Origin of the sequence: Paractinoplanes aksuensis (genome assembly GCF_024137025.1) — a bacterium.
In the GTDB taxonomy this organism is placed as follows: Bacteria; Actinomycetota; Actinomycetes; order Mycobacteriales; family Micromonosporaceae; genus Actinoplanes; species Actinoplanes aksuensis.
Map to the genome: position 1 here is coordinate 188,858 of NZ_JAMYJR010000001.1, position 13,780 is coordinate 202,637.

Consider the following 13,780-nt stretch of genomic DNA (forward strand, 5'->3'; position numbering starts at 1 on the left):
GAGGTACACCGTGCGCCTCGTCCTCGTCTGTCTCCTCGTGCTGGTGACCGCCGGCTGCGCTTCCGATTCCTCCGGCGGCTCCTCCGCGGACGTCATCAAGGTCGGCCAGATCGTGTCGCTGACCGGCAACTACTCGCCGCTGGGCACCGAGAACCAGAAGTCGGTGGCGCTGGCCGTCGACCAGATCAACACGGCCGGGGGCCTCGGCGGCCGCAAGATCGAGCTTTCCGTACGGGACGACAAGAGCCTGCCCGATCAGGCCGTGCTCGCGTTCAACGAGCTCAAGGACGACTCCGACGCCGTCATCGGCTCGCCCTTCTCGAACTCGGCGCTGGCCACGATCCCGCTGGTCGACCGCGAGGAGATCCCGTACCTGTCGCTGACCCCGGCCGACGAGCAGGTCACGCCGATCCACCCGTACGTCTTCGTCGTGCCCGCGCTCGCCGGCACCTACGCCGAAGCCGCGCTCCAATACTTCCAGGACCAGAAACTGGCCCGCGTCGCCGTCGCCTACGACACCAAGAGCAGTTACGCCTCGGCCGGTTTCAAGGGCCTGCAGGCCAAGGCTTCCCAGTACGGGGTGACGCTGAACCCGGTCGAGCCGTTCCAGACGACGGCCACCGAGTTCAGCGCGGTGTTCACGCACGTACGGGCGTCGGACGCGCAGGCCCTGATGGTGTGGGGCACGGGCGCGCCCGCGGTCGCGCTGACCAAGCAGTACGCGGCCAGCGGCCTGAAGATTCCGCTGGTGCTGACCGGTTCGCAGGCCAGCAAGCTGTTCCTCGACCCGGCCGGGCCGGCCGCCGAGGGCGTGACGATCGCCAGCTCGATCGGCGTCGTCGGCCACGCGCTGCCCGCCGGTCCACAGAAGACGGCGATCGAGGAACTGTCGAAGGCCTTCGAGGCCAAGCACGGTTATCCGCCGCCGCAGTTCGCGCAGGACGGCTACAGCGGGGTGAAGCTGCTGGCCGCGGCCATCGAGAAGGCGGGCGGGGCCGACCGCAAGAAGGTGCGGGACGCGTTGGAGGGCCTCACGCTGACCACGCCCAACGGCACCTACAAGTACACGGCTGACAACCACAGTGGACTGACGACCGACTTCATCGCCATCACCAGCGTGCGCGGCGGCCAGTTCGAGCCCACCGACTACTCGAAGGCCGAGCTGGCCACGGTCGGCGGCTGATGGGCGCCGCGCTCAGGGTGACCGGGGCGTCGCGGTCATTCGGTGGGGTCTACGCCGTACGGGAGGTGGATCTGACGGTCGAGCCGGGTGAGCTGCGAGCCGTCATCGGGCCCAACGGCGCGGGCAAGTCGACGCTGTTCGCCCTGATCGGCGGGCAACTCGCGGTCGACAGCGGGACTGTCGTTCTCGACGGCCGGCGCATCGACAGGCTGGCTGTCCATCGGCGCGGAAAGCTGGGTATCGGGGTGGTGTTCCAGGCGGCTCGCATCTTCCCCGGCATGACGGCGCTCGAGAACGTGATGGTGGGCGCGCACGGCACGACGCGGGCCGGGTTCGTGACCGCGGCCCTGCGGCTGCCGCGGTTCCGGGCCGAGGAACGGGCGATCGAGGCGCGGGCGTGGGAATGCCTGGCCCGTACGGGGATCGAGGAGTGGGCGGACCGGCCGGCCGAGACGTTGCCGTTGGGGCAGCAACGGGCCCTGCAGTTGGCGCGTGCGCTGTGCGGACGGCCGCGGTTGTTGCTGCTCGACGAGCCCGCGTCCGGGCTGCGATCGGGGGAGCGGAAACGACTGGCTGCGCTGCTGGGTGAATTGCGGCGCGAAGGGCTGACCATGCTGTTGATCGAGCACGACGTCGGCTTCGTCATGCGGCTGGCCGACCGGGTCACCGTGCTCGACCTGGGCCGGGTCATCGCCGACGGGACGCCGGAGCAGGTGCGCGCGGATTCCACGGTGATCGACGCGTACCTCGGCGAGGCGGTGACATGACCGCGGTCGTACGGGTGGAGGGGCTGGTGGTCCGGTACGGCGGGGCGACCGCGCTGGACGGGGTCGACCTCACCGTCGAGGCGGGCGAGATGGTCGCGCTGATCGGAGCCAACGGGGCCGGTAAGTCCACATTGGTGAAAGCGCTGTCCGGCCTCGTGGGGGCGGAGGCCGGGCAGGTCGACGTGCGGGGGCGGCTGGCGCAGGTGCCCGAGGGGCGCGAGGTGTTCGCCGACCTGAGCGTCGACGACAACCTGCGGCTGGGCGGTTGGCGGAACGGGCGGCGGGGCCGGGACACGGCGGGCATCTACGAGCTGATGCCCGAGCTGACCCCGCTGCGGCGGCGGCCGGCGGGCACCTTGTCGGGCGGGCAGCAGCAGATGGTCGCGATCGGGCGGGCGTTGATGGCCCGGCCCGACGTCCTCGTCGTGGATGAGCTCAGCCTGGGCTTGGCCCCGTTGGTCGTACGCACGCTGGTCGGTCATTTGACGGCGCTGCACCGCGAGCGGGGGCTGGCCGTGCTGCTGATCGAACAGAACGCCCGGCTGGCGTTGTCGTTGTGCGAGCGGGCGTACGTGCTGGAGACCGGGCGGATCGTGCTGAGCGGCGACGCGGCCGCACTCGCGCGCGACCCCAGGGTGGCGGCGGCCTATCTCGGCGGACACGTGGCGGCGGGATGAGCGACCTCATCGCGTACGTGGTGACGGGTCTCGGCCTCGGGGCCGGGTACGCGCTGGTGGGCAGCGGGCTGGTCGCCATCTACCGGGTGACCGGCGTGGTGAACTTCGCCCAGGGCGCGTTCGCGGTGGTGGCCGCGATGCTCACATCGACCCTGCTGGCGGCCGGCCTGCCCCACGTGCTGTCAGAAACGCTGGCGGTCGTGGTGGCGGCCGGCGCCGGGGTGCTGGTCGGCCTGATCGCCACGGGCGAGCCGGGCGCCGCGCTGATCGTGACGCTCGGGGTGGGAGTGTTCGCGTACGCGGTCGAGATCGTGCTGTGGGGCGACCAGCCGCGGTCCTTCGGAGGACTGCCCGGGGTGCTGACCGTGGGCGACGCCCGGATCCAGGCCCACTACCTGCTGATCCTGGCCGTGACGGTGCCGGTGTTCGCGGGCTTGGCGCTGTTCTTCGGCCGCACCGACCTCGGCAAGGCCCTGACTGCCTGCGCCAGCAACCGCTACGCGGCCCGGGTGGTGGGAATCAACGTCCGCCGGATGGGGTTGCTGGCGTTCGCGCTCGGGGGCGCCCTGGGCGGTCTGGCCGGGGTGCTCACCACCCCGGTCCAGCAGGTCACCTTCGACAGCGACGTGACCCTGATCGTGAACGGCTTCGCCGCCGCCGTCCTGGGCGGCCTGACCCGGCCCGGGGTGGCGCTGGCCGGCGGCCTGCTGCTGGGCGTGGCCCAGACCCTGATCGCCGGTTTCGGCGGCGGCGCCTACCAACTGGAGGTAGCCCTGCTCCTGATGCTCACGGTGATGGTCATCCAGGCCACACGCGCCGGCTCGCTGGTCGGAGCGACACGATGAGCCCGAACACCTCAGATGCTCACGGTGACCGTCGTCCCGGCAAGGAGGCGACACCATGAGCCGTCGGTCGGTGTTGATAGCCGCCGGGGTCGTGACGTTGGCGATTCCGCCGCTGCTGCCGGAGCGGCACCTCGCAACGTACGTGCTGCTGGGTTTGACGGCGGCCGTCACCGCCGGAGTTTCCCTGCTGATGGGTTACGCGGGGCAGGTGTCACTGGGGCAGGCGGCGTTCTACGCGATCGGCGCTTACGGCGCGGGACTGCTGACGGTCCACGGCCTGCCCCCGGTGATCGGCCTGGTGGCCGCACCGGTCATCGCGGCGGTGGCGGCGGTTGTGATCGGCGCACCCCTGCTGCGTCTGCGCGGTCACCACTTGGCGTTCGCCACGCTGGCCGTGCAGCTGATCCTGCTCTCGTTGCTGAGCCAGGGAACGTGGGCCGGCGGCGCGATCGGCTTGCAGGGCATCCCACGGCTGTCGGTGGGCGGCTTCGAACTACGCGACGACCTCGCCTACGCCTACCTGTCCTGGCTGGTCCTGGCGACAGTGCTGCTGATCTCGCGCAATGTGGTGAAGTCTCGCCCCGGCCGCGCCTTGCGGGCCGCCGCCACCAGCGAGATCGCCGCCGCCTCGGCCGGCGTCCCGGTAGGCGCTTACCGCCTGGCAGTGTTCGCCCTGTCAGCCGCGTTCGCAGGCCTAGCCGGCGGCGTATACGCGTTCTACCTCGGCTACTTGTCGCCCGGCTCATTCCCGGTGCTGCTCTCCATCGAGTTCGTGGTGATGGCCGTAGTGGGCGGCCTGGGCACCCTGACCGGCCCAGTGGTCGGCGCCGTAGTGATCGTCCTACTGGTCCAACTGCTGAACACCGTAGGCACCCAGCCCGGCATGCCCAGCTACGCCCCCACAGTGTTCTCGTACGCCGTCTACGCCCTGGTCCTGATCGCCGTAGTCCGCTACCTACCCCGAGGCATAGTCCCCGCCACAACCCGCCTGCTCGCCAAGCTCGACAGCGCGGGCCCCAGCAGCGCCGATGCTGTCGGTTTGGCCTCTGGTGGTTCGGGGCCCGCTACAGCCGACAGTGATGCTGTCGAATCGGCGCCTGGCGATGGGGACGGCGGGACGGCCTCCGAGCAGGTGACGGTCGGTGAGTCTGAACCAAGTGGCGCAGCATGCGGTGGCGCAGCGTCTGGTGGCGTCGCGGCTGATGGTTCTGCCGCCGGGGAGTCCGCTCCTGGCCGTCGGGGTTCCGGCGGCTGTGGTGGTGGCTCTGCGGATAGTGGATCCGCTTCTGATGGTGATAGTGCGGGGGCTGGGTCTTTGTCTTCGGGGCGATCGGATGTGGGACGGGAGGAACGGTGAGACTTTCCGGGAAGGTTGCTGTTGTTACGGGGAGTGGGCGGGGGTTGGGGCTGGGGTATGCGCGGGCGCTGGCCGGTGCGGGGGCGGCGGTGGTGGTCAACGATGTTGACTCGGGGGCTGTGGATGAAGCGGTTGCGGGGATCCGGGCGGGTGGGGGACGGGCGACGGGGGTCGCCGCTGCTGTGGGGGAGACGGCTACTGCCGAACTGCTTGTGGATACCGCGGTGCGGGAGTTCGGGCGGCTCGATGTGATGGTGACCAACGCCGGGATTCTGCGGGACCGGGTCCTGTGGAAGATGAGCGATGACGACTTCGATGCTGTCGTCAATGTGCATTTGCGTGGCACGTTCACCTGTGGACGGGCGGCGGCTGTCCACATGCGGGAGCGCGGGGAAGGTGGGCGGTTGATCCTTGTGTCTTCGCCGGCGGGGCAGCGGGGGAACTTCGGGCAGACGAACTACGCGGCGGCCAAGGCCGGGATCGCGGCGATGGCCCGCACCTGGGCGCTCGAGCTGGCGCGGGCCGGGATCACCGCCAATGCGATCGTTCCGGTTGCCGTCACCGAGATGACGAAGACGATCCCGGCCTTCGCTCCGGTGATCGAGGAGGCCGAACGGACCGGCGCGCCGCTGCCCACCTGGCTGCGGCGGGATGAGGGCATGGGCACTGTTGACGACGTCTCGGGCCTGGTGGTGTTTCTGGCCTCGGACGCGGCCAAGGATGTCACGGGCCAGGCGATCGGCGTTGGGGGCGACCGCCTGGCCCTGTGGGCACATCCGCACGAGAAGACGGTCGCGTTCGCCGAGGGCGGGTGGACCACCGAGGCGATCGCGGAGGCGTGGGCCGCAAGCGTCGGTGCGGAGCCGGAGACGTACGGGATTCCGGCTCCGACGCTGCCTCCGGTGACCTGAGTGGACGTCGACGCGCTGGTCGCCATCGATGTGCACACCCACTGCGAGGTGGGGCCGGACGGGCACGGGTCGCTGAGCCCGGAGCTGCTGGGGGCCTCCGCCGCGTACTTCAAATCGGGTGGTCCTCGGCAGCCGACGGTGGACGAGACCGCGGCGTATTACCGGGAGCGCCGGATGGCGGCGGTCGTGTTCACGGTTGATGCCGAGCACGCCACGGGGCACCCGCGCATCCGTAACGAGGACGTGGCCGAGTCGTGCGCGGCGCACGGCGATGTGTTGATTCCGTTCGCCTCGATCGACCCGCACCGCGGCCGGGCCGGTGTGCGCGAGGCCCGCCGTCTCGTTCAAGACCACGGCGTACGGGGATTCAAGTTTCACCCGAGCCTGCAGGGGTTCGCGCCGGACGATCGGATAGCGTATCCGCTTTACGAGGCGATCGAGGAACTCGGCGTGCCGGCGCTGTTCCACACGGGGCAGACGGGGATCGGCGCGGGCGTGCCCGGCGGTGGTGGGGTGCGGCTGCGCTACTCGAACCCGATGCTGGTCGACGACGTGGCGGTCGACTTCCCGGGGTTGACGATCGTGCTGGCCCATCCGTCGTTCCCGTGGCAGGACGAGGCGCTCGCGGTCGCCACGCACAAGCCGCTTGTGCATATCGACCTGTCGGGGTGGTCGCCGAAGTACTTTCCGCCGCAGCTGGTGCGCTATGCCAACACGCTGTTGAAGGACAAGGTGCTGTTCGGTTCGGACTATCCGGTTCTGACCCCGGACCGATGGCTGGCTGACTTCGCCGCTCTGGACATCAAGCCCGACGTGCGGCCCAGAATCTTGAAGGACAACGCAGTGCGGCTCCTAGGACTGAGGGAGAACACCACATGATCACTGTCAACGGACTGGACGAGCTCAAGGCGCTGGTCGGGCGGGAACTCGGGCCCAGCTCGTGGCTGGAGGTCACGCAGGACCGGGTGAACGCGTTCGCCGAGGCCACGAACGACCACCAGTGGATCCACGTCGACGTCGACCGGGCCGCCCAGGGTCCCTTCGGCGGGACGATCGCCCACGGCTATCTGACGTTGTCGCTGGTCATCCCGTTCTTCTCGGAGATCCTGCGGGTCGAGGGCATCAAGATGGGCGTCAACTACGGCCTCGACAAGGTGCGGTTCCCGAGTCCGGTCCGGGTCGGCTCGAAGATCCGCCTGACGGCCACCGTCGATGCGGTCGAAGAAGTGGCCCGGCGCTGCGTGCAGATGTCGCTCACGTTCACCGTCCACATCGACGGCATCGACAAGCCGGCCTGCGTGGCCTACCCGATCTACCGCTATTACGCCTGATCACGGATGCCCATCAGGCGCCGGGGCGGTCGGAGGAATCTCATGACGGTGAGCAATGGGGCGCTGGGGGGATGGCCTGCGCGGCGGGCGGCTATCTCGCCGGGGCGGACTGCGTTGGTCTGGCAAGGGGAGCGGGTCACGTATGGGGAGTTGCATGCGCGGGTGGGGAGGGTGGCGGGGCGGCTCCGGGAAGCGGGGGTCGGGGTGGGGGATCGGGTTGCCTACCTCGGGGGTAACCATCCGGCGTTCGTGGAGACGATGTTCGCCGCGCATCGGCTGGGGGCCGTCTTTGTGCCGCTCAACTTCAGGCTCACGGCGCCCGAGATTGATTACATGCTTGGGCACAGCGGTGCTTCTGTGCTGGTTTTCGGGCCGTCTTGCGCGGGGGTTGTCCGGGAGTTGTCCACAGCTGTTGCTTTGTTTGAATTGAGCGACCTGGCTGTGGATAACGGGCCGCCTGTGGATGAGTGTGTGGCAGTAGCGCTCGATGATGCGGCGTTCATCCTCTACACGTCGGGGACCACCGGGCGGCCCAAGGGAGCGGTGCTGACGCACGGGAACGTTGTCTGGAACTGCTTCAACCTGCTGGTGGGAGTGGACGTCGGCTCGGACGAGGTGGGCCTGATCGGGGCGCCGTTGTTCCACGTGGCGGCGCTCAATCAGTGTCTGCTGCCGACGTTTCTCAAGGGTGGGGCCAGCGTCATCATGCCGCGCTGGGATGTGGAGGAAGCGCTCGAGCTGATCGCGTCGCAGCGGGTCACCTGGATGTTCGGAGTATCCGCGATGTTCGCGGCTCTGGCTCGGTCACCGCGGTGGGCGTCGACGGATCTGTCGTCCGTGCGGAGCGTGATGAGCGGGGGTGCGGCTGTTCCGCCGGCGCTCATCACGGCGTACCAGGGAAGGGGGTTGACCTTCTGTCAGGGGTACGGGTTGACCGAGACGGCGCCGGGGGCGACGTTTCTCGAGGCTCGGGAGAGTCCGGCTCACGTCGGTTCGGCGGGGGTTCCGGTGTTCTTTGCCGACGTTCGGTGTGTACGGGCGGAGCTGAGCGACACGGAGGCCGGCGAACCGGGAGAAGTGTTGGTGCGGGGAGCCAACGTGACGCCGGGTTACTGGAACGATCCCGAGGCCACGGCGGCGGCATTCACCGATGACGGCTGGTTCCGGTCGGGAGATGTCGCGGTGGTGGACGACGGCGGGCATTTCCACATCGTCGACCGGCTCAAGGACATGTACGTCTCGGGTGGCGAGAACGTGTACCCGGCCGAGGTCGAGGCGGCGCTGTTCGAGCATCCGGCGGTGGCCGAGGCGGCGGTGGTCGGCGTGCCGGATGAGAAGTGGGGTGAGGTCGGGCGGGCCTTCCTCGTCGCCGCTTCCGGCCATGAGGTCGATCCGGTTGAGCTGCGCGAGTTTCTGGGCGAGCGGCTCGCCCGCTACAAACTGCCGGTCTACTTCGACGTGGTCGACGACCTGCCGCGAACCGGCTCGAACAAAGTGCGCAAGGCGCCCCTGCGATCCCGCCCCCTGAACCCGGAAACGCGCAATGAAACCCCAGCCGGCCCCTGACACGGGCGCGCCCGGCGAACGATGATCGTTCGCCGGGCGCCCCGGCCGACGCCTTGCCGAGCGGCGGCGCGTCTCGGGACCCTCGCCGGGCGGCGGCGTGGCTCAGAACCGCCGGCCCGAACCGGCAGGTGAACAGCGGTGGGTCAGCCGACGCGCTCGATGACGGCGCGGCGGATGAGGAACTTGCCGGGCTCGCGGACCTGCTCGAACGCGGCGTTGTTGAGCAGGACGCAGCTGCCCGAGGTCGTCTCCACCTTGACCGTCGTGCTCTTGTTGTTGTCGAGGTTGGTGACCTTCAGGGTGGTGCCGATCGGGAACGTGCCGCTGGACGCGAACGGCGCGCCCGCCTCACCCGACAGCGTCACCGTGGACCCCTTGCACACGACCTCGCCCGCACCCGTCCCGGCGTTGCCCGCGGGCGGGTTGGCGGCCGGCGGGTTGGCCGCGGGCGGGTTGGCCGCCGGGGGCTTCGCGACCGGCGGCTTGGTCGCCTGACCGCCACCGACCGGAGCCGCGGCCCCGGGCACCTCACCGGCCACGTCGGCGTTGCACCCCGCCACCACGCGGCGCTGGTTGATCAGGTCCACCACGGCCTGGCGGTTGGCGATCCGCGCCTCGGACTGGGCGTCGGGGGCCGACCGCTGACCGGCGATGAACTGCAGGTTCTGGCGCAGGGCCTGGTCGAGGCCGGCGCAGTTCTCGCCCGCGCTGCTCATGCCGGTGCTGACGGCGAACGCGCCACCCGCCAGCGCCAGCGCGGAAGCTCCCAGGACGACCTTGCGCGTCGTCGAGGACATCTTGCGCTGCCGGGTCCGATACATCGTGTGGCTCCTTCGCCGTCGGGTGCTGCTCGCTGCAGCCACCGACAACTACGACCCGGTCGTCCCGGCAGATGAGGGGTCAACCTTAAAGATCCTTAAATCGGGAACGGCGGTCGATCCGCAGGTCCCGTTCGAGCTCGCCGATCATCGTGCGCAGGTCGTCCAGGCGCTGGCTGATCAGGATGCGGTCGATGTCGTCGGGGACGCCGTCGTTGTCGTCGTCGGTGCCGAGGCTCTCGGTCATCTCGAGACGGCGGGCCTCCTCCATCGAGTTGACGATGACCGCGATGAGGATGTTGAGCAGCAGATTCACGGTGATCAGCACGTAGCTGACGTAGAAGAGCAGCGTCCACGGCGACACTGCCAAGCCCTGCTGGATCAGGTCGGGCAACGTCTCGAGCGACAACAGCACGAACAGGGTCAGTACGGCGCGGCCGATCGTGCCGTACTCCTCGGGGTAGGTGTCGGCGAACAGCAGCCAGCCCGCCATTCCGTACACATAGAACGTGACCAGGGCCAAGGCCAGGAACCCGCCGACGCCGGGCAAGCTGCGCAGCAGCGCGGTGACGATCGTCCGCAGGCCGGGGGAGAAGCGGACGAGCCGCACCACCCGGGCCATCCGGATGACCCGCAGCGCGGCCGAGTCGCCGTGCAGACCGGGGATGAACACGGCCGCGATGACGACGAAGTCGAAGACGTTCCAGCCGTGCTTGAAGAAGTCCTGCGGGCGGCGTCCGTAGGCCAGGATCCGGATGCCGATCTCGGTCACGAAGACGACGCGGAAGAACCATTCGAGCAGGTGCAGGTAGGGCGCCGACTCGACCAGGTGCGGATACGTCTCGATGCAGAGCAGGACCGCATTGGCCCCGATCATGACGACGATGGTCACCTCGAACGCTCGCGAGTCGACGATCCGGGAACAACGACGGGCCACACGCGAGAGGTCGAACATCAAGACAGCCTACGAAAAACGGCCTCTCATCGAAGATGGTGGTTCGGTCGGTCGTCGCGCACCGGGCGCAGGATCTGGGTGGCGTCGTTCTCGGGGCCGCGGACGGGGCGCATGATCTGGGTCGCGTCGTTGTCGCGGTGGCCGAGCAGCCCGTTGAGGCCGACGTCGGACGCGTCGTTGCGCTTGTCGCGGACCACCGGGAGCACGACGGTGGAGTCGAGGTCGCCGCCGCCCGGGGTGCCGAGGCGGTTGGACCGCAGGCGCTGCCAGACGAAGTAGCCGATGCCGATCACCACGCCGGCGATGACGATCTTCTGGAAGACGCCGGCGTAGCCCTCGACCCGGTGCCAGTTCTCACCCAGGACGAAGCCCGCCGTCACGAACAGCGTGTTCCAGATGAGGCTGCCGATCGTGGTCAGCACGGTGAACTTCCAGAAGCTCATCCGCTCGACGCCGGCCGGGAGCGAGATGAAGCTGCGGAACAGGGGCACCATGCGCCCGAAGAAGACGGCCTTGGTGCCGTGCTTGGCGAACCATTCCTCGCAGCGGTCGAAGTCTTGCACCTTGACCAGCGGGATGAGGGCGACCAGGTTGCGGGTGCGCTCACGGCCGAGCAGGGCGCCGGCCCAGTAGACGATGATCGCGCCCAGCACCGAGCCCAGCGTGGTCCAGAACAGGGCCTCGGGCAGGCTGAACACCCCCCGGCTGGCCGAGAAGCCGGCCAGCGGCAGCACCAGCTCGCTCGGGATCGGCGGGAACAGGTTGTCGAGCCCGACGATCAGCGCCGCGCCCGGACCCCCCAGCGATTCCATGAGGCCGACGGCCCACCCGGTCAGCCCGCCGGACGTCTCAGGGGCGGCTTCGGCGAGCACGGACACAAAGAACTCCTATAGCTGGTTCGACGGCAGGCCCCAGTATCGACGGCCTCCCTGTGAATTCCCTGCACGCCCCCACCAGCCCAAAGCCAAATCTCGATCTTGCCGAGCAGCCATCCCCAGCCCCCACCCGCCTCGGGGCACGGGTTTGGATCTTATGGCTTGTCAAGGGCGGCGGGCTTGTTCTCCACAGGGTGGGCGAGGGGCGCTCGACGCAGTGGGGGGCTGTCCACAGGGTTTGCGGCTAGAGGTTGCGCGTGGTGCGGGTTTCGGTGTCATAGGTGCGGGCGGCGTCGAAGGAACCGGACATCGGGGGCGTCGCGGACAGCAGGTCGAGGGCGGCCGGCTGGTCCGCGAGCGGCACGCGCAGGGCAAGGCTGATGTGGGGGACGAACTCGTCGGGTGGGGGCCAGCCGCCCACCGATGACCAGGCCGTTTCGTGCAGTGCGCTCAATGAGGGTGAAGGGTCGACGGCCCACACCAGGGCGCGGCCGAGCATGCGTACAGAAGTGAGCGACGCCACGATCGGTAGCGGCAAGTGAGGCAGGTCGGCCAGGGACGCAGCGGTCACCAGTGTCAGATGCGGGCGATTGGTCGCGTGGGCGTGGGTGGCCAGGCTCGGGAGGCCGGCCTGCAAGAGCAGGGCCCAGAGTTCCCGTACGCGGGAATCCAGCGCAGCCGAGGGCAGCAATTCGACGGTGTGCACGGTCAGAACGCGTAGCGGACGCGGCAGTAGGGGGTCCGCTCGCCGATCAGGTCGACCAGGGCGCGCACGTATTCACCCTTGGCCCCGGTGCGGTAGCGGACGTTCAGGGAGCCGTTCTGTGAGCGCTTCACCTGTTGCATCGACGGGCGCCACAGCAGTTCTTCCGCCTTGGGGTGCCAGCCCAGGTTGACCTGGTGCAGTTCGCGGTTGTGGGTCAGGAAGATGACCTCGGCCGCCAGCTGGGCCCGCGCCTGCGCACTCAAGGCGGCGTCGAGGGAATCCAGCAGGTCGGCCCAGTCGGCGAGCCAGCCGTCGCGGACCACCACGGGGCTGAAGTTGACGTGGACCTCGTAGCCGGCCTCGACGAAGTCGTTGATCGCGGCGATGCGGTCGGCGATCGATGACGTACGGATGTCGAGCAGTTTCGCGTCGGCCGTGGGCATCAGCGAGAAGCGGATCCGGGTGCGGCCCTGCGGGTCCCAAGTGAGCAGGTCGCGGTTGACGTACTTGGTGGCGAACGAGGCCTTCGCGTTCGGCATCCAGCGGAACTGTTCGACCAGGTCGCGCACGTTGTCGCTGATCAGGGCGTCGGCGCTGCAGTCGGAGTTCTCGCCGATGTCGTACACCCAGGCCCGGGGGTCGCACTCGTTGGGCTCGGGCTTGGTGCCCTGGCGGGCGGCGTGCCGGCCCACGTAGCCGAGGATCTTGTCGATGTTGGCGAAGACGGTGATCGGGTTGCTGTAGCCCTTGTGCCGCGGCACGTAGCAGTACGCGCAGGCCATGGCGCAGCCGTTGGCCGTGGACGGGGCGATGAAGTCGGCCGACCGCCCGTTGGGGCGGGCGGTCAGCGTCTTCTTCACCCCGAGCACCAGCGCCTCGCGCTTGATCCGGACCCACCGGTTGACGTTGGTCTCGTCGCCGTAGAGCTCGTCGATGCGGTTGTGGCTCTCGACCTCGACCACCTGGGCGTCGGGGAAGCGGGCCAGCACCTCCTTACCGCGGGGGAGCGCGGCGGCCGCGGGCTCGGCGTAGATGCGGCGGATTTCCAGCAGGTCAGCAGTCATGTCCGGTCCAGGTTAGGTCAGCGGCGGGGCTCCCACCGGAACAGACGCGCGGCCAGGGCCACGGCGACCACGACCCAGGCCAGGGTGGGGGCGAGCAGGATCACCGACGCGCTGCCGTTCCAGGCGTCGACCACCATCTCGGTGGCCGCGCCGCCCGGCAGCAGCCGCTTGACCAGGGTGAGCTCCTCGGTGCCGCTGATGCCGACCCAGCTCGCCACGGCGATCACGCCGATGCTGACCGGCAGCGTCGTGACCTGGGCGTGTTCGGGCGAGTTGGTCAGTCCGGCCGTGGCCAGGGCCAGCCCGACCATCATGGCCACGGTGGCCAGGGCGGCCACGGCCAGCAGGGCGACGTTGCCGGGCTCGCCGGTGACCACGGCGAACACGGTCAGGATGGCGGCGATCTGGAGGAGCGAGAGCACGACGACCGGCAGCAGGAGGCCGGCCAGGATGCCCTTGTCGCCGGCCGCGGTGGAGCGCAGCCGCTTGAGGAACAGGTTCTGCCGGCGCGAGGCCAGCGTGGTCACGGCGGTCGTGTAGAGGCCGAACGCCCCGACGGTGAACATCACGATGGCCGCGATGTAGCCGAGGCTGCCGATACTGGCGAACGCCTCGTGGCGGTAGATGAAGAACGCGCTGACCGCCACCGGCATGACGAGGCTGGTGACCAGCACGAGACGGTTGCGGAAGATCTGGATGAGCTCACTACGAGCGATGGCGAACAC

Annotated in this window: 15 protein-coding genes; 9 read left to right on the forward strand and 6 right to left on the reverse strand. The window is 69.2% G+C overall.

The features are described from left to right. The first annotated feature begins 10 nt into the window (after positions 1 to 10). From M1L60_RS00875 to M1L60_RS00915, 9 genes are read left to right on the forward strand one after another with little or no spacing between them, the layout of a single operon-like run. A complete protein-coding gene (locus M1L60_RS00875) occupies positions 11 to 1,183 on the forward strand; it encodes an ABC transporter substrate-binding protein (protein ID WP_253235278.1) in 1,173 nt (390 codons plus the stop codon). Next, positions 1,183 to 1,950 carry an ABC transporter ATP-binding protein gene (locus M1L60_RS00880; RefSeq protein ID WP_253235279.1) on the forward strand — a complete coding sequence of 256 codons (768 nt, stop codon included), beginning with the start codon at positions 1,183 to 1,185 and terminating at the stop codon, positions 1,948 to 1,950. Before M1L60_RS00875 ends, M1L60_RS00880 begins: the two co-directional genes overlap by 1 nt. Further along, positions 1,947 to 2,627 carry an ABC transporter ATP-binding protein gene (locus tag M1L60_RS00885; protein WP_253235280.1) on the forward strand — a complete coding sequence of 227 codons (681 nt, stop codon included), beginning with the start codon at positions 1,947 to 1,949 and terminating at the stop codon, positions 2,625 to 2,627. Before M1L60_RS00880 ends, M1L60_RS00885 begins: the two co-directional genes overlap by 4 nt. Continuing rightward, a complete protein-coding gene (locus tag M1L60_RS00890; protein ID WP_253235281.1) occupies positions 2,624 to 3,472 on the forward strand; it encodes a branched-chain amino acid ABC transporter permease in 849 nt (282 codons plus the stop codon). The genes M1L60_RS00885 and M1L60_RS00890 overlap by 4 nt, the downstream gene beginning before the upstream one ends. Before the next feature lie 55 nt (positions 3,473 to 3,527). Then, on the forward strand, positions 3,528 to 4,829 hold the full coding sequence (locus tag M1L60_RS00895) for a branched-chain amino acid ABC transporter permease (protein WP_253235282.1): 1,302 nt from the start codon (positions 3,528 to 3,530) through the stop codon (positions 4,827 to 4,829). Then, positions 4,826 to 5,740 carry an SDR family oxidoreductase gene (locus tag M1L60_RS00900; RefSeq protein WP_253235283.1) on the forward strand — a complete coding sequence of 305 codons (915 nt, stop codon included), beginning with the start codon at positions 4,826 to 4,828 and terminating at the stop codon, positions 5,738 to 5,740. The genes M1L60_RS00895 and M1L60_RS00900 overlap by 4 nt, the downstream gene beginning before the upstream one ends. Next, the gene (locus M1L60_RS00905) at positions 5,741 to 6,619 is read left to right on the forward strand and encodes an amidohydrolase family protein (protein ID WP_253235284.1); all 879 of its coding nucleotides are present in this window, start codon (positions 5,741 to 5,743) and stop codon (positions 6,617 to 6,619) included. Beyond that, entirely contained in the window at positions 6,616 to 7,071 is a 456-nt protein-coding gene (locus M1L60_RS00910) for a MaoC family dehydratase (RefSeq protein WP_253235285.1), read from the forward strand. The genes M1L60_RS00905 and M1L60_RS00910 overlap by 4 nt, the downstream gene beginning before the upstream one ends. A gap of 42 nt (positions 7,072 to 7,113) precedes the next feature. Beyond that, positions 7,114 to 8,637 (forward strand): acyl-CoA synthetase, encoded by a 1,524-nt coding sequence (locus M1L60_RS00915; protein WP_253235286.1) that lies wholly within the window; start codon positions 7,114 to 7,116, stop codon positions 8,635 to 8,637. A gap of 143 nt (positions 8,638 to 8,780) precedes the next feature. Here the strand turns inward: M1L60_RS00915 and M1L60_RS00920 are convergent, their stop codons facing one another. From M1L60_RS00920 to M1L60_RS00945, 6 genes are all read right to left on the reverse strand, one after another. Further along, complete coding sequence (locus M1L60_RS00920; protein ID WP_253235287.1) at positions 8,781 to 9,458, reverse strand: SCO2207 family protein; 678 nt, start codon at positions 9,456 to 9,458, stop codon at positions 8,781 to 8,783. 85 nt (positions 9,459 to 9,543) lie between these two features. Next, a complete protein-coding gene (locus tag M1L60_RS00925) occupies positions 9,544 to 10,410 on the reverse strand; it encodes an ion transporter (protein WP_253235288.1) in 867 nt (288 codons plus the stop codon). A 26-nt stretch (positions 10,411 to 10,436) separates the two neighbouring features. Continuing rightward, entirely contained in the window at positions 10,437 to 11,288 is an 852-nt protein-coding gene (locus tag M1L60_RS00930) for a DedA family protein (RefSeq protein WP_253235289.1), read from the reverse strand. A 241-nt stretch (positions 11,289 to 11,529) separates the two neighbouring features. Further along, positions 11,530 to 11,991: a 2'-5' RNA ligase family protein gene (locus M1L60_RS00935; protein ID WP_253235290.1), complete on the reverse strand. Its 462-nt coding sequence runs from the start codon at positions 11,989 to 11,991 to the stop codon at positions 11,530 to 11,532. Between the two features lie 2 nt (positions 11,992 to 11,993). Continuing rightward, entirely contained in the window at positions 11,994 to 13,055 is a 1,062-nt protein-coding gene (locus tag M1L60_RS00940; RefSeq protein ID WP_253235291.1) for a spore photoproduct lyase family protein, read from the reverse strand. A 17-nt stretch (positions 13,056 to 13,072) separates the two neighbouring features. After that, complete coding sequence (locus M1L60_RS00945) at positions 13,073 to 13,780, reverse strand: hypothetical protein (protein WP_253235292.1); 708 nt, start codon at positions 13,778 to 13,780, stop codon at positions 13,073 to 13,075.